We start from the raw sequence: 16244 nt of genomic DNA on the forward strand, positions 1-16244 counted from the left end.
TATGTTAAATCCATCAATTGACTCATTACTACAAAAAATCGATTCTAAGTACACTTTAGTAACAGTGGCTGCAAAACGCGCACGTGAAATGCAACTTGCTAATAACTGTGTTGTAGAAAAACCTGTTTCTCATAAATGTGTAGGTAAAGCATTAGAAGAAATCGATGCAGAAGCATTAAGCTACGTACCAAGTGAAGATAAAGTAGCTGAATAAGCCTTTGCCTTCGACAAAATAAAACATAGACTTTATAATTTTCTATGTAACGGTAACAACCTATTTACAAGTAGGTTGTTATTTTTTTACGAAAGGAATGAAATATCGGTACTGACGAGCTGAGAATTCTATTTCAGTATTATAAGTTTGAAAAAGAAAGAGGACGAGTCATATGCTAAAAGGGAAAAAGATACTTCTATGTGTAACAGGAGGCATTGCGGTTTTTAAAGCAGCTGCGTTAACGAGTAAATTGACACAATCTGGCGCGATTGTCAAAGTAATGATGAGTGAGTCGGCAATGAAGTTTGTTACGCCTCTTACATTCCAAGCGCTTTCTCGCCATGATGTATATACGGATACATTCGATGAGAAAGACTCAGCTGTTATTGCTCATATTGATTTAGCAGATTGGGCGGATGTTGTACTTGTCGCACCTGCTACTGCCAATTGTATTGGAAAGTTAGCTGGTGGTATTGCAGATGATATGATTACAACTACTTTGTTAGCTACTACAGCTCCGGTATGGATTGCGCCTGCTATGAATGTGCATATGTATGAAAATAAAATAGTTCAAAAAAATATGATGACATTGAAAACGCTAGGATATACATTTATTGAGCCTGGGGAAGGCTTTTTAGCATGTGGATATGTAGCGAAGGGACGACTAGAAGAACCTGAAGCAATTATTGCACGGTTAGAGGAAGCTTTCTCAGAACACAAACCATTGCAGGGAAAAAGAATATTAATAACTGCTGGCCCAACACGTGAAAAGGTTGATCCAGTTCGTTTTATGACGAATTTTTCTTCTGGGAAAATGGGGTATGCGATTGCGGAAGTGGCAGCGAATTTAGGCGCTGATGTTATACTCGTTTCAGGACCGACAGCATTAAATCCACCGTTACATGTAACGACAGTGCAAGTGGAATCTGCACAAGATATGTTAGAAGCAGTTCTTCAACATTATCAAAACGTAGACGTTGTCATTAAAACAGCAGCAGTTGCAGATTATCGTCCGAAATATGTGCATGAGAATAAAATGAAAAAGCAAAATGGTGATGCTGTCATTGAACTTGAAAGAACGGTGGATATTTTAAAAACGTTAGGTCAGAAAAAGGATAAACAGTTACTTATCGGTTTTGCTGCTGAAACGACAAATGTAGAGGAATATGCAACGAAAAAACTACGTGAGAAAAATGCAGATATGATTGTCGCGAATGATGTAAAAGCGCAAGGAGCTGGATTTGGCACGGATACGAATATTGTAACAATGTATAGAAAAGATGGAAAAGTTATTGAGTTGCCACTTTTAATGAAAAAAGAGGTAGCTCGTGAAATATTGAAGCAAATTGAAATGATGTTAGAAGATGATCGTTTATGAAATTTGCAAGTGTAATTGTTGATGTACCTGCCCGTCAGACAGATCGACCATTTGATTACATTATTCCTAAAAAATGGGAAGATATTGTACAGACAGGAATGCGTGTAGTAGTTCCGTTTGGGCCAAGAAAATTGCAAGGTTTTATTATTGGGATTAAAGATTCGGTGGATGTAGAAAGTAAGAAGTTAAAGACAATCCATGAAATATTAGATGTAACACCGGTTTTAAATGATGAATTATTAAAGCTTGGATATTGGCTTACAAGTGAAACGTTATGCTACATGATTTCAGCTTTTCAAGTGATGCTTCCAACTGCGATAAAAGCAACGTATAAAAAACGTCTACAACTTTGTAAACAGGAAGAAATAGCACCTGAAATACTATATTTATTTCAGGATAAAGAAGCAATTGATTTTGAAGTAATCGAGCAACAGCCACATTTATACCGAACTATTCAACAAGAAATTAAAAATGGTACGGTTGAAGTCGTTTATCAAGTGAAAGATAAAGTACAAAAGAAGAAGCAAAGAGTGGTTCAGCCGGAGTTGCCAGAAGATAAATTGGAATTAGCGGCATTTGAACTGAAAAGTAAAAAACAACAAGATGTACTTTATTATTTTGTGGAAAATTATAAAAGTACACCGTTGAAAGTAATTACAGAAGAGTTACAAATAACAGATGCTCCAATAAAAGCACTTGTTAAAAAGGGATTCATTTCAGAAAAGTATGTGGAAGTATACCGAAATCCGTATGACGATGATGATTTTGAACAAACAAAACCATTTCCACTTACGGAGGAACAAAAACAAGTTATTACACCGATTTTATCATCAATTACAAATGAAACTTATAATCCATTTTTGCTATATGGTGTTACAGGAAGTGGAAAGACAGAAGTATATTTACAATCTATAGCAGCAGTGCTCAAGAAAGGAAAAGAAGCTATCGTTCTTGTTCCTGAAATTGCACTAACGCCCCAAATGGTGGATCGTTTTAAAGGTAGGTTTGGCTCGCAAGTTGCAGTTCTTCATAGTGCGTTGTCTGTTGGAGAAAAGTATGACGAGTGGCGTAAGATTTTAAGAAAAGAAGTGAAAGTTGTAGTTGGTGCGCGTTCAGCTGTTTTTGCGCCTTTTGAGAATTTAGGGATTATTATTATTGATGAAGAGCATGAATCAAGTTACAAACAAGAAGATAATCCGAGGTATCATGCAAGAGATGTAGCTGTCTGGAGAGGACAATATCATAAATGTCCTATCGTTCTTGGTAGTGCGACACCAACACTTGAATCGTTTGCAAGGGCGAAAAAAGGTGTTTATGAACTATTAACAATGGAAAAACGTATGAATGAACAAGCTTTACCAACGGTAGAGATTGTTGACATGCGAGAAGAACTTCGTGACGGGAATCGATCAATGTTTTCTAAGGCGCTGCATGAAAAAATAGCAGATCGATTAGAAAAGAAAGAACAAATGGTACTCTTTTTAAATAGAAGAGGTCATTCTACATTTGTTATGTGCCGTGATTGTGGGTATGTTGTCCAATGTCCGCATTGTGATATTTCATTGACATATCATAAAATGAATCATCGTTTAAAATGTCATTATTGTAGTTACGAAGAGAATATGCCAACTGAGTGTCCAGCTTGTCAAAGTACATACATTCGTTTCTTTGGTACAGGTACACAAAAGGTAGAAGAAGAAATTACAAAACTATTTCCAGAGGCGCGAGTCATTCGAATGGATGTAGATACGACAAGTCGAAAAGGAATGCATGAAAAATTATTAAAGGCGTTTGGGGAAGAAAAAGCAGATATATTACTTGGAACACAAATGATTGCTAAAGGATTAGATTTTCCGAAAGTAACGCTCGTTGGGGTTTTAACTGCAGATACGATGCTTCACTTACCTGATTTTCGGGCGAGTGAAAAGACATATCAGTTATTGACGCAAGTAAGTGGACGAGCGGGTAGACATGAATTGCCAGGGGAAGTTGTGATTCAAACGTATACGCCAGAACATTACAGTATAGAGTTAGCGAAGAACCAACAATATGATGTGTTTTTTGACCAAGAAATGCAAATGAGACGAACAAGACAATATCCCCCATATTACTATGTTGTACTCGTAACTGTATCTCATCCAGAATTATTAAAAGCGGTACAAGTGACGGAAAAAATTGCCTCGTATTTACGAACGCATTGCTCACAGCAAACAATGGTGCTAGGACCAGTTGCTTCAGCGATTCCAAGGATAAAAGATAGATATCGTTATCAATGCATGATAAAATACAAACGGGAACCAAACTTAAAGAACGTGCTCAAAATGGTAAATGAACATTATCAAGCAGAAATGCAAAAAGAGCTACAAATCTCAATTGATTTTAATCCAACAATGTTAATGTAGCGGAGGGAAATATGGCAGTTTTAGAAATAATAAAGCATCCAAATGAAGTGTTAGAAACACCATGCGAAAGAGTAATTAACTTTGATAAAAAGTTAGTGAAATTGTTGAAAGATATGCATGAAACAATGTTAATTGCGGACGGAGTCGGTTTAGCTGCGCCTCAAGTAGGTGTAAGCTTGCAAGTAGCGGTTGTTGATGTCGATGATGATACTGGAAAAATCGAGTTAATCAATCCATCAATATTAGAAAAACGTGGTGAACAAGTAGGTCCCGAAGGCTGTTTAAGCTTCCCGGGACTTTATGGTGAAGTAGAACGTGCCGATTATATTAAAGTAAGAGCGCAAAATCGCCGTGGGAAAGTATTCTTATTAGAAGCGGAAGGATTTTTAGCGCGTGCAATTCAACATGAAATTGATCATTTACACGGTGTTTTATTTACATCGAAAGTGACAAGATATTATGAAGAAAACGAACTAGAATAGGTGTTAAAAGGAGCGGTTTTTAAATGATAAAAGTAGTGTTTATGGGAACACCGGACTTTTCAGTGCCGGTGCTTCGTCGTCTTATTGAAGATGGCTATGAGGTAGTAGGTGTTGTGACGCAACCTGATCGTCCAGTAGGTAGAAAAAAAGTATTAACACCTACACCTGTTAAAGTTGAAGCGGAAAAACATGGTATCCCTGTGTTACAGCCGTTAAAAATTCGTGAAAAAGATGAATATGAAAAAGTATTGGCATTAGAGCCAGATTTAATTGTAACAGCTGCATTTGGGCAGATTGTACCAAATGAAATTTTAGAAGCACCAAAGTATGGGTGTATTAATGTTCACGCTTCTTTACTTCCTGAACTTCGTGGTGGTGCACCAATTCATTATGCAATTATGGAAGGTAAAGAAAAAACAGGTATTACAATTATGTATATGGTAGAAAAATTGGATGCTGGTGATATCTTAACGCAAGTGGAAGTTGAAATTGAAGAGCGTGAAACGACAGGCTCATTATTTGATAAATTAAGTGAAGCAGGAGCACACCTTCTATCTAAAACAGTGCCTTTATTAATTCAAGGTAAGTTAGAACCGATTAAACAAAACGAAGAAGAAGTAACGTTTGCGTACAATATAAAACGTGAGCAAGAGAAAATTGATTGGACAAAAACAGGTGAAGAAGTATACAATCACATTCGCGGATTGAATCCATGGCCAGTTGCTTATACAACTTTAGCAGGACAAGTTGTTAAAGTATGGTGGGGGGAAAAAGTGCCTATAACTGAACCGGCTGAAGCAGGTACGATTGTTGCAATCGAAGAAGATGGTTTTGTTGTAGCAACGAGTAATGAAACAGGTGTTAAAATTACTGAATTGCAACCTTCTGGTAAAAAGCGTATGAGTTGTTCACAATTTTTACGTGGAACAAAACCTGAAATTGGAACGAAGTTAGGAGAAAATGCATGAGACAAAATGTTCGTGAATTAGCTCTTGATGGTTTAATTCAAGTGGAAAAAAGTGGTGCATATAGCAACTTACTTTTAAATAATCTAATTGAAAAAAGTGCAATTGATAGAAAAGATATTGGTTTATTAACTGAAATTGTATATGGAACGATTCAACGTCGTGACACATTAGATTATTATTTACAGCCTTTTTTAAAAAAGAAGGTTGAGGCGTGGGTAAGAGTATTGCTTCGCTTATCTTTATATCAAATGATTTATTTAGACCGAGTGCCAGAAAGAGCGGCTATTCATGAAGCGGTTGAGATTGCAAAGCGTCGCGGGCATAAAGGAATTGCTGGTATGGTGAACGGTGTATTACGTTCGATTCAGAGAGAAGGTGTACCTTCTGTAGATGAAATCAAGGATCCAGTAGAACGTCTTGCAATTACAACAAGTCATCCAGTTTGGCTTGTCCAAGAGTGGACTTCAGAATACGGTTTAGAAACTGCAGAAAAAATGTGCGAAGTAAACATGTTACCCCCTGTACCAACAGCGCGTGTGAATGTTGATAAGGTAACTGTAGAAGAAGCGATTGAGTTGTTAGCAAGTGAAGGTATAGAAGCAAAACGTGGTGACTTATCAGATGATGCTATTCAGATTGAAAGAGGAAATGTAGCGCATACAGAAGCGTTTAAAAAAGGATTTCTTTCTATTCAAGATGAAAGTTCTATGCTTGTAGCACGCGCTTTAGAACCGAATACGGGAGATGCAGTTCTTGATAGTTGTGCTGCTCCAGGCGGAAAAACAACGCATATCGCGGAACGATTAAAGGGAACTGGTAAGGTCATGTCCCTTGATTTACATGCACACAAAGTACGTTTAATTAAACAGCAAGCAGAGCGACTTGGTCTAGAAAATGTCGAAACTAAAGCGCTAGATGCTAGAAAAGTGCAAGAGCACTTTGCAAATGAAACGTTTGATAAAATATTGGTAGATGCACCGTGTTCTGGATTTGGTGTAATTAGACGTAAACCTGATATTAAGTTAGGAAAAGATAAAGGCGATAGTGAAAGATTATCGACGATTCAAATTGCAATACTAGAAAAAATAGCACCATTATTAAAACAAGGCGGTCGTCTTGTTTATAGTACGTGCACAATTGAGAAAATAGAAAATGAACAAGTAATAGAGAAATTTTTACAAGAACATCCTGAATTTGAATGGGATACTACGCTTAAAGAGCGTATGCCAGAAAAATTAACTCCGTATATTGATGAAGGTCAAGTGCAAATTTTACCGCATTATTTTGCGACGGATGGCTTTTATATTGCTTGTTTAAGGAAGAAGGTGTAGCATCATGGAAACGACTGTAAGAAAACAAAAGAAAAATTTAGAAACGAAGAAACCATCAATTTACTCTTTACAACTTCATGAAATGCAAGATTGGTTAAAGGAACAAGGAGAACCGAAGTTCCGTGCTGGACAAATTTTTGATTGGTTATATAAAAAACGTGTAAAAAATTATGAGGATATGTCAAACCTTTCTAAAGGATTGCGTGATAAATTGTCGAATTCCTTTGATATTACTACTTTAAAAACGTTAGTAAAACAAACGTCTTCGGATGGAACAATTAAATTCTTATTCCAATTATATGACGGATATTCTATTGAAACGGTATTAATGCGACACGAATATGGAAATTCCATTTGTGTAACAACGCAAGTTGGTTGTCGTATTGGGTGTACGTTCTGTGCTTCGACACTTGGTGGATTAAAGCGAAACCTAGAAGCTGGAGAAATCGTAGCGCAAGTAGTAGAAGTTCAGCGTGCGCTTGATGAAACAGAAGAACGTGTAAGTTCTCTTGTTGTTATGGGGATTGGAGAACCATTTGATAACTATGATAATTTAATGGGATTCTTACGCATCATTAACCATGAAAAAGGACTTCATATTGGTGCGAGACATATGACTGTTTCGACGAGTGGAATTATCCCGAAAATTTATAAGTTTGCTGAAGAAGATCTACAAATTAATTTTGCGATTTCGTTGCATGCTCCAAACTCAGAATTACGTTCAAAATTAATGCCGATTAACCGTGCTTATAAATTACCAGATTTAATGGAAGCTATTAAATACTATGTAAATAGAACGGGGCGTCGTATTACTTTTGAATATGGATTATTTGGAGGAGAAAATGACCAAGTAGAGCATGCTGAAGAGCTTGCTGCGCTCTTAAAAGGTGTAAAATGTCATGTGAACTTGATTCCGGTAAACTACGTACCTGAACGTGATTATGTACGTACGCCACGTGAACAAATTTTCTTGTTCGAGAAAACGTTAAAAGATCGTGGAGTGAATGTAACGATTCGCCGTGAACAAGGTCATGATATTGATGCAGCCTGCGGTCAGTTGCGTGCGAAGGAGCGCAAAGAAGAGACGAGGTGACGAGATGAAAGCCGTATTTCTATCGGATAAAGGAAAAGTTCGTCAACATAATGAAGATAGTGCAGGAGTTTTTCACAATTTAGATGGAAATGTATTAGCGGTAGTAGCAGATGGAATGGGAGGTCATCGAGCTGGTGATGTAGCTAGCTCGATGGCCATTCAATTATTCCATGATTATTGGAAGCAAACACATAATATGAATGAGCCGAAAAAAGTAGAACAATGGTTACATACTAGTGTTGGGATTATTAATGAGCGTATATATGAATATGCTCAGCAAAATGCAGAATGTAATGGTATGGGAACAACGCTTATAATAGCTGTTTGTACACCAAACTTTGTGACAATAGGGCATATAGGAGATAGTCGTTGCTATATGGTATCAGAAGGAGAAATGACGCTAGTAACGGAAGATCATTCACTTGTAAATGAGCTGGTGAAACATGGTGAAATTTCAAAGGAAGACGCAGAGTATCATCCGAAAAAGAATGTGTTATTAAGAGCATTAGGAACAGAAGAAAAAGTTGGGTTAGATGTTAAAACGTTGGTGATTGAGGAAGATGATCAATTACTTCTTTGCTCTGATGGGTTATCAAACAAAGTTTCTATTGATGATATGCGACAAATTTTACAGTTAAATGAACAGCTTGAAGGTAAAGGGCAGTATCTCATTCAATTGGCAAATGATCGCGGTGGAGAAGATAATATCACACTTGTTCTTATTGATTATGCGGGTTCGACAAACGAAAGTAGGTGAAGTGCAACGTGCTGATTGGAAAACGCTTAAATGACCGTTATAAGCTGCTGAAAATGATTGGTGGTGGCGGAATGGCCAATGTATATTTAGCTCATGATGATATACTTGGCCGAGATGTAGCGGTAAAAATATTAAGACTCGACTACTCAAATAACGAAGAGTTTATTAAACGTTTCCATCGAGAAGCGCAGTCTGTTACAACGTTGTCGCATCCAAATATTGTGAATATGTATGATGTCGGAGAAGAAGATGGTATATACTATCTTGTCATGGAATATGTACCAGGGCAAACATTGAAGCAATACATAATTGAGCGAGGGATGTTACCTATAGGAGAAGCTCTTGATATTATGGAGCAGTTAACATCCGCTATGGCACACGCCCATCATTTTGAAATTGTGCATCGTGATATAAAGCCGCACAATATTTTAATTCGAGCTGATGGAATAATAAAAGTAACAGATTTTGGAATTGCGACAGCTACAAGTGCAACAACAATTACACATACAAATTCAGTGCTCGGTTCAGTCCATTATTTATCACCAGAACAGGCACGTGGCGGAATAGCAAATAAACAATCAGATATCTATTCTCTTGGGATAGTTATGTTTGAATTGTTAACAGGAAGACAACCGTTTTCTGGCGAATCTGCTGTTGCTATAGCTTTAAAACATTTACAAAGTGAAATCCCATCACCAAAAAGATGGAATGAAAATATTCCGCAAAGTGTTGAAAATATTATATTAAAAGCAACTGCAAAAGATCCGTTCCATCGATATCAATCTGCCAATGCGATGAAGCGAGATATTGAAACTGCGCTATATCCAGAGAGGATAAATGAGCAACCGTTTTACATACCAGAAGATATGGAAGCGACGAAAGCGATTCCGATTATTCAACAAGAACAATTATTTGAAAATGTAAGTGATGAAACGATTGTTTTAAAAGGGAGTAAGGTGGAAGAACCGATAAGAGCAGAAGCAGCTGAGTTAGATAAGAAGAAAAAACGGAGTAACAAGTGGCTTAAAGTTTTAATTTCAACATTTTTATTTTTAGCAATAGGAATAACATTAGCGCTTACGGTTATTCCAGGATTATTTATTCCGAAAGATGTGAAAGTTCCTGATGTGGCTGGTATGAAATACACGACAGCTGTAAATACATTAGTAGAAAAGGGCTTTGAGGTGACGGAGCCTAATATTGTATATACAGATGATGTTGAAGTTGGGGATGTAATAAAAACGGACCCTGTAGCAGGAAGAGTCGTAAAAGAAAACGCTAAAATTACTATCTATCAATCAGGTGGGAAAAAGAAAAGTAAGATGGCGAATTTCACAGGGCAAAACTTTGAGAGTGTAAAAGCTGAGTTAGAAGAAAAATATAAACAAGTTACAGTAAATTATATTGAAAATGATAAGCCGAAAGGTGAAATTGTAGAGCAAATTCCGACGCCTGATCAAATGGTTATAGAAGCGGAGCAAGAACTGAAAATCTGGGTAAGTAAAGGTCCTTATCAAATTAGACCAGGTGACTTTTCGGGGTGGACTGAAAATAGTGTAACTGGTTATTTGAATGAGAGAAAACTAACGTCAGATATAAAACGAGAGTATTCAGATACAGTCGAAAAAGGACTTGTAATTTCGCAATTTCCAAAACCAGGTACACCATTAAAAGAGGGAGATAAAGTAACTATTATTATCTCTGATGGTCAAAAGCCTAAAGTGACTAAAACGGTAAAATTGGACAATATCTCTATCCCATATGAGCCTGCTGTAACAGGTGAAAAAAAGCCGCAAACAATAGAAATTTATAAAGAAGACATGCAGCAAAAAATGGATAGACCGGTTGAAACGAGAACAATTACTGAATCAGCGACTATTTCTTTAGAATTTGTAATTCAAGAAGGTTCAAAGGGACACTATAAAATTGTACGAGATGGAGTAACGATTATTGATAAAGAAGTACCATATCCAACTCAATAATAGTGAAAGTCTACTTATTATTATTGCCTGTTATGCTGTCTACAAAGTGGACGGTATAGCAGGCAAAAATATATGATTCAAAAAGCTAGTAAAGTGATGCAGCTGTAAATATTTTTTTGCATTTAATGGGAAATTTAATGAATATTAGCAAAAGTATATATGGTAGGTTTTGAAATCGTTATTTAGAAAATTTAAATCCATTCATTTTTAAATTCAGCATCACCTTATACAAAAAAGGAGAATTCTATGCCAGAAGGAAAAATTATAAAAGCTTTAAGTGGGTTTTATTACGTGCAGCATGAAGAAGGGGTTACGCAATGTCGTGGACGAGGTGTATTTAGAAAAAATAAAATTACACCACTTGTAGGAGACCAAGTTGTTTTTCAGGCAGATAATCCAACTGAAGGTTATGTGCTTGAAGTGTTTGATCGAAAAAATGAACTTGTTAGACCTCCTATTGCTAATGTCGATCAAGCGATCCTTGTGTTCTCTGCAGTAGAACCAGATTTTAATCCTGGACTGTTAGATCGATTTTTAGTGCTGATTGAATATCATAACATTAAGCCAATTATTTGTATTAGCAAGATGGATTTAGTAGATGAAAAGATGAAAGCAACTGTTGAAGCTTATGCGAATGATTATCGTGAGATGGGTTATGATGTTTTATTTACTTCTATTAATACGTCAGAAAGTATTGATATATTAAAACCATACTTAGAAAATTGTGTTTCTGTCGTTGCGGGTCAATCTGGTGTGGGGAAATCTTCAATGCTTAATGTGCTACGTCCAGAATTAGAGCTGAAAACAAATGATATTTCCTCCCATTTAGGACGCGGGAAGCATACGACAAGACACGTAGAATTAATTGCAATTGGGAGTGGACTAGTAGCAGATACACCGGGTTTTAGTTCACTAGATTTCATTGATATAGAAGTAGAAGATCTTACATATTGTTTTCCAGAGTTGAAAGAAGCGAGCCAATACTGTAAATTTAGAGGGTGTACACATCTTTCTGAACCGAAATGTGCGGTGAAAGCTGCGGTTGAAGAAGGGAAGATTACAGAATATCGCTATAAGAACTATAAACAATTCGTAGAAGAAATTAGAGAGAGAAAGCCGAGGTATTAGTTATGATTAAAATTGCACCATCGATTTTATCAGCAGATTTTTCAAAATTAGGGGAAGAGATTAAAGATGTAGAAAAGGGCGGAGCGGATTACATTCACGTTGACGTAATGGATGGACATTTCGTACCAAATATTACGATTGGACCGTTAATTGTAGAAGCTATCCGTCCAATTACATCATTACCATTAGATGTACATTTAATGATTGAAAATCCTGATAACTATATCCCGACTTTCGCACAAGCGGGAGCGGATATTATTACTGTTCACGTAGAGGCGTGTCCACATCTACATCGTACAATTCAGTTAATTAAATCTCATGGTATTAAAGCGGGCGTTGTATTAAATCCACATACGCCAGTTTCAGTAATTGAGCATGTATTAGAAGATATAGATATGGTATTACTTATGACAGTAAACCCTGGATTTGGTGGACAGAAGTTTATCCATTCTGTATTACCGAAAATTAAACAAGTTGCAGACATGGTGAAAGAGCGCAATCTAGAAGTAGAAATTGAAGTTGATGGTGGTGTAAATGCTGAAACAGCAAGACTTTGTGTGGAAGCAGGAGCAAATGTACTTGTAGCTGGATCAGCAGTATACAATCAAAAAGACCGCGGTGAAGCAATTCGCGTAATTCGTGGGTAGTGATGAACTTTATCCTAGTAAGGTATTCATAGGATAGCGTAAAAATATGTAAAAAGGCAATCTACCGAATGGCAGATTGCCTTTTTACAATGGAAGGGGAAGAAAAAATGATTATTCATATTTTGGCAGGAGGACCTTCGGAATATTGTGCAGATTTTGCTCGATATGAGGATGAGGAAGTAGTGTGGGCAGCGGTTGATAGGGGAGTATACCGTCTATTAAAGAAAGGGATTACACCGGCTGTTGCGTTTGGAGATTACGATTCAGTTACCGAAGAAGAATTAGTATGGATGGGACAGCAAACGAACGAATTACATATTGTTCCACGAGAAAAAGATCAAACGGATTTAGAAATTGCAATTAACTGGGCATTAGGACAGAAGCCGGCACTAATTCGTATTTTTGGTGCTACCGGTGGAAGGCTTGATCACGGTTTGGCAAATATACAGATGCTTTTAAAAGGGTTAGAAGTAGAGATAGAAATGTGTATTGTGGACAATAAAAATGAAATAACAGTTAAAAAAGTGGGTACACATATAATTGAAGAAAATAAAAATTTTCCTTATGTATCTTTTGTACCAGTTACTGAAATAGTGGAAGGGATTACATTGTTTGGTTTTAAGTACCCGCTTACTAATAAAACAATAGAGTGGGGATCAACACTTTGTATTAGTAACGAACTCGTTGAGGAAAAAGGTACTTTTTCATTTACTTCTGGCATATTAATGTTGATAAGAAGCACTGATTGAAGAAACAATTTTGCTCCTTACATCATATAGTGACCAAGTGGAGTAATGGGGATTAGGAGGGAAACCATGAGATTTTATACAATTAAGTTACCTAAATTTCTTGGTGGAATTGTTCGTGCAATGTTAAATACCTTCAAAAAAGATTAAAAAAAGCACCTATCACCGGTGCTTTTTCCATTGTTATAGTAAAAAAAGAGCCTATCGGCTCTTTTTTTTATTATTAAACACGTTCGATTTTGCCAGATTTTAATGCTCTAGCAGAAACGTAAACACGTTGAACTTTTCCGTCGATGCGTACGCGAACTTTTTGAAGGTTAGCGCCCCACTTACGTTTTGTAGCGTTCATTGCGTGAGAACGAGAGTTACCAGAACGAGCTTTTCTTCCAGTAATAGCACAAACACGAGCCATTTATATTTCCCTCCCTTGATACCTTACCATACGTAATTTTTCAATGTTAGTCTTTTATGCGATGCTAAAAACACTACTATAATTTAACACAACTAAAAAGAGAATGCAACACCGTAGAAAAAAGAAATCAAGAAAATTTACTTGACACTATATGTCAATGAAGAAAAGTTGAAATCCATAAAAATTGCTTGACATATTATAGTGGTACATGTTGTATAATAACAATGGACTATTTTGCTCATCATAAAAAAGTGTAATTTAAAACATAAAATATGAGAGTGAAAAGAAAGAACGATGGAATTTTCTTTAAAAAGATTATATGATAGTAACTAAAGTAGTCTAGCTCACTTTCACCATTTATGAAGGGGGAAACGAGATGTCAATTGAAATTAAAACGAAGTACGGTCAAATTGATATTAGTACAGATGTAATTGCAACAATTGCTGGAGGTGCCGCGGTAGATTGCTACGGTATCGTAGGTATGGCATCAAAAAATCAGTTAAAAGATGGATTAACAGACATTTTACGAAAAGAAAACTTCACTAGAGGTGTTATTGTTCGTAAAGATGAAGATGAAGTACATATTGATATGTATATTATTGTGAGCTATGGTACGAAAATTTCAGAAGTGGCACATAATGTGCAGACGAAAGTGAAATATACATTAGATCAAACTGTAGGACTAGCAGTAGATTCTGTAAACATCTACGTACAAGGAGTTAAAGTAATAAACTTGTAATGTGCATTAAGGAGGAAAATCTGTGTCAATTCAAAAAATTGATGGAAAACGTTTATCACAAATGATCATGCAAGGAGCGAATAATTTAACAAATAATGTTCAGCTTGTTGATGCATTAAACGTATTTCCAGTTCCAGATGGCGATACCGGTACAAACATGAACTTATCTATGACTTCAGGTGCGCGTGAAGTGAAAGCAAATCCTTCACAGCATGCTGGTAAAGTCGGCGTAAGTTTAGCCAAAGGATTATTAATGGGAGCTCGTGGTAACTCTGGAGTTATTTTATCTCAGTTGTTCCGTGGTTTCTCTAAATCCATTGAACAAAAAGAAGAATTAACAACAGTTGATTTTGCTGCAGCACTAGAAGCTGGAGTAGAGGCGGCTTATAAAGCGGTTATGAAACCGATTGAAGGAACGATTTTAACGGTTGCAAGAGAAACGGGTAAATATGCAGTAACAGTTGCGAAAAAACAGCGCGACTTTGTTTTGTTTATGGAAGACGTTGTGAAAGAAGCAAACGCATCGTTAAATCGTACGCCAGATTTATTACCTGTATTAAAACAAGTTGGCGTTGTAGATAGCGGTGGTAAAGGTCTTGTAGTGGTATACGAAGGGTTTTTAGCTGACTTAAAAGGAGAAACGATTTCTTCTGATGCACCGACGCAACCATCTATGAATGAAATGGTACGCGCAGAACATCACCGTAGTGTACAAAGCCAATTGAGTACAGAAGATATTAAGTATGGATATTGTACGGAGTTCATGGTGAAATTAGAGGCTGAAAAGGTGAAAGAGCATAATTTCTCTGAACAAAAATTCCGTGAAGATATTAGTGTATATGGTGATTCTCTACTAGTTGTGTCTGATGATGAAATTGTAAAAGTTCATATCCATGCAGAACATCCTGGAGACGCTATGAACTACGGGCAAAAATACGGTAGTTTAATTAAGATTAAAGTAGAAAATATGCGTGAACAGCATACTGCTTTGTTAGATGAACCTACTATGGTTCCTGAGCAACCAGCTCAATCGAAAGAAAAACAACCATATGGTATCGTAACTGTAGCTATGGGATCTGGTATTAAAACTTTATTTGAGAGCATCGGCGCAACGAAAGTTATCGAAGGTGGTCAAACGATGAATCCAAGTACGGAGGATATCGTGAAGGCAATTGAAGAAGCAAATGCTGAAAAAATCATTATTTTACCGAATAACGGAAATATTGTAATGGCAGCAGAACAAGCGGCATCAGTTGTAGATCAAGAAGTTATTGTTGTTCGTTCGAAAACAGTTCCTCAAGGTATGGCAGCAATGTTAGCATTTAACCCAGTTGGAACGTTAGAAGAGAATGAAGAAAACATGCAAGAAGCTTTATCTCATGTGAAAACAGGTCAAATTACGTATGCTGTACGTGATACGGAAATTGATGGTGTAGCAATTCAAAAAGATGATTTCATGTGTATTGCAGATGGGAAAATTGTATCTACAAATGCTGAAAAAGTAGGAGCTGCGAAGCAATTACTAGAAGCGCTTATTGATGAAGATTCTGAAATCGTAACGATTCTACAAGGGGAAGATGCAACTGATGAAGAAGTAGCGGAGTTAGTTGAATTTGTAGAAGAGAAATTTGAAGATGCAGAAGTAGAAGTACATGCTGGAAACCAACCAGTGTATTCTTTCATCTTCTCTGTAGAATAAGATAAGATTCGTTTTGAAAATAAATGGATTACTTACTTGCTAATGGATAAGAAGTAGTAATATGAAGTTTATTACTAGTTTTTATTCAAAAGGCTAGCATATTGAAGAGAGAAAAGAGCCTTGCTGCTAATAGTGAGGCTCTTTTTTACTTGTTTTATATAAGGGATTTGAGTAGTTTCTCTTAGAATGCCTATGATAGAATATATAAGGTGAAAGAGAGCGATTACAGATGCTAATTGGTACTCAAATAAAATGCAATAAAGAAA

At 36.5% G+C, this 16244-nt stretch carries 16 protein-coding genes; 15 read left to right on the forward strand and 1 reads right to left on the reverse strand.

Annotated elements, in window-relative coordinates:
* The first annotated feature begins 1 nt into the window (after position 1).
* From rpoZ to spoVM, 13 genes are all read left to right on the forward strand, one after another.
* On the forward strand, positions 2–214 hold the full coding sequence (gene rpoZ, locus ACTFRM_RS18225; RefSeq protein ID WP_000933960.1) for a DNA-directed RNA polymerase subunit omega: 213 nt from the start codon (positions 2–4) through the stop codon (positions 212–214).
* 172 nt (positions 215–386) lie between these two features.
* Positions 387–1592: a bifunctional phosphopantothenoylcysteine decarboxylase/phosphopantothenate--cysteine ligase CoaBC gene (gene coaBC / locus ACTFRM_RS18230; protein WP_000911750.1), complete on the forward strand. Its 1206-nt coding sequence runs from the start codon at positions 387–389 to the stop codon at positions 1590–1592.
* The gene (gene priA, locus ACTFRM_RS18235) at positions 1589–3994 is read left to right on the forward strand and encodes a primosomal protein N' (RefSeq protein WP_000666720.1); all 2406 of its coding nucleotides are present in this window, start codon (positions 1589–1591) and stop codon (positions 3992–3994) included. The genes coaBC and priA overlap by 4 nt, the downstream gene beginning before the upstream one ends.
* A gap of 11 nt (positions 3995–4005) precedes the next feature.
* Positions 4006–4476, forward strand: a complete 471-nt coding sequence (def, locus tag ACTFRM_RS18240; protein WP_000279455.1) for a peptide deformylase — start codon at positions 4006–4008, stop codon at positions 4474–4476.
* Positions 4477–4499: 23 nt separating this feature from the next.
* Complete coding sequence (gene fmt / locus ACTFRM_RS18245) at positions 4500–5444, forward strand: methionyl-tRNA formyltransferase (protein ID WP_000598804.1); 945 nt, start codon at positions 4500–4502, stop codon at positions 5442–5444.
* Entirely contained in the window at positions 5441–6775 is a 1335-nt protein-coding gene (gene rsmB / locus ACTFRM_RS18250; protein WP_001249666.1) for a 16S rRNA (cytosine(967)-C(5))-methyltransferase RsmB, read from the forward strand. Before fmt ends, rsmB begins: the two co-directional genes overlap by 4 nt.
* 4 nt (positions 6776–6779) lie before the next feature.
* Positions 6780–7868 carry a 23S rRNA (adenine(2503)-C(2))-methyltransferase RlmN gene (gene rlmN / locus ACTFRM_RS18255; protein ID WP_000450540.1) on the forward strand — a complete coding sequence of 363 codons (1089 nt, stop codon included), beginning with the start codon at positions 6780–6782 and terminating at the stop codon, positions 7866–7868.
* Positions 7869–7872: 4 nt separating this feature from the next.
* Positions 7873–8625: a Stp1/IreP family PP2C-type Ser/Thr phosphatase gene (locus ACTFRM_RS18260; protein ID WP_088321974.1), complete on the forward strand. Its 753-nt coding sequence runs from the start codon at positions 7873–7875 to the stop codon at positions 8623–8625.
* An 8-nt stretch (positions 8626–8633) separates the two neighbouring features.
* Complete coding sequence (gene pknB, locus ACTFRM_RS18265; RefSeq protein WP_000904747.1) at positions 8634–10607, forward strand: Stk1 family PASTA domain-containing Ser/Thr kinase; 1974 nt, start codon at positions 8634–8636, stop codon at positions 10605–10607.
* Between the two features lie 246 nt (positions 10608–10853).
* Positions 10854–11735: a ribosome small subunit-dependent GTPase A gene (rsgA, locus tag ACTFRM_RS18270; RefSeq protein WP_001113932.1), complete on the forward strand. Its 882-nt coding sequence runs from the start codon at positions 10854–10856 to the stop codon at positions 11733–11735.
* Between the two features lie 2 nt (positions 11736–11737).
* Positions 11738–12382, forward strand: coding sequence for a ribulose-phosphate 3-epimerase (gene rpe / locus ACTFRM_RS18275; protein ID WP_000589974.1), 645 nt, complete (start codon positions 11738–11740; stop codon positions 12380–12382).
* A 68-nt stretch (positions 12383–12450) separates the two neighbouring features.
* The gene (locus ACTFRM_RS18280; RefSeq protein ID WP_002026234.1) at positions 12451–13131 is read left to right on the forward strand and encodes a thiamine diphosphokinase; all 681 of its coding nucleotides are present in this window, start codon (positions 12451–12453) and stop codon (positions 13129–13131) included.
* 66 nt (positions 13132–13197) lie between these two features.
* Positions 13198–13278 (forward strand): stage V sporulation protein SpoVM, encoded by an 81-nt coding sequence (spoVM, locus tag ACTFRM_RS18285; protein WP_001213599.1) that lies wholly within the window; start codon positions 13198–13200, stop codon positions 13276–13278.
* A 73-nt stretch (positions 13279–13351) separates the two neighbouring features.
* Here the strand turns inward: spoVM and rpmB are convergent, their stop codons facing one another.
* Positions 13352–13540: a 50S ribosomal protein L28 gene (rpmB, locus tag ACTFRM_RS18290; RefSeq protein WP_000124776.1), complete on the reverse strand. Its 189-nt coding sequence runs from the start codon at positions 13538–13540 to the stop codon at positions 13352–13354.
* A 376-nt stretch (positions 13541–13916) separates the two neighbouring features.
* On the opposite strand from rpmB, the gene ACTFRM_RS18295 reads away from it, so the two are divergent.
* Together ACTFRM_RS18295 and ACTFRM_RS18300 are read left to right on the forward strand one after the other, a co-directional pair.
* Entirely contained in the window at positions 13917–14279 is a 363-nt protein-coding gene (locus ACTFRM_RS18295) for an Asp23/Gls24 family envelope stress response protein (protein WP_000021109.1), read from the forward strand.
* 22 nt (positions 14280–14301) lie between these two features.
* Positions 14302–15978, forward strand: coding sequence for a DAK2 domain-containing protein (locus ACTFRM_RS18300; RefSeq protein WP_000027129.1), 1677 nt, complete (start codon positions 14302–14304; stop codon positions 15976–15978).
* The last annotated feature ends 266 nt before the right edge of the window (positions 15979–16244 follow it).

Source organism: Bacillus cereus group sp. MYBK227-1 (assembly GCF_051916325.1).
GTDB classification, from domain to species: domain Bacteria; phylum Bacillota; class Bacilli; order Bacillales; family Bacillaceae_G; genus Bacillus_A; species Bacillus_A cereus.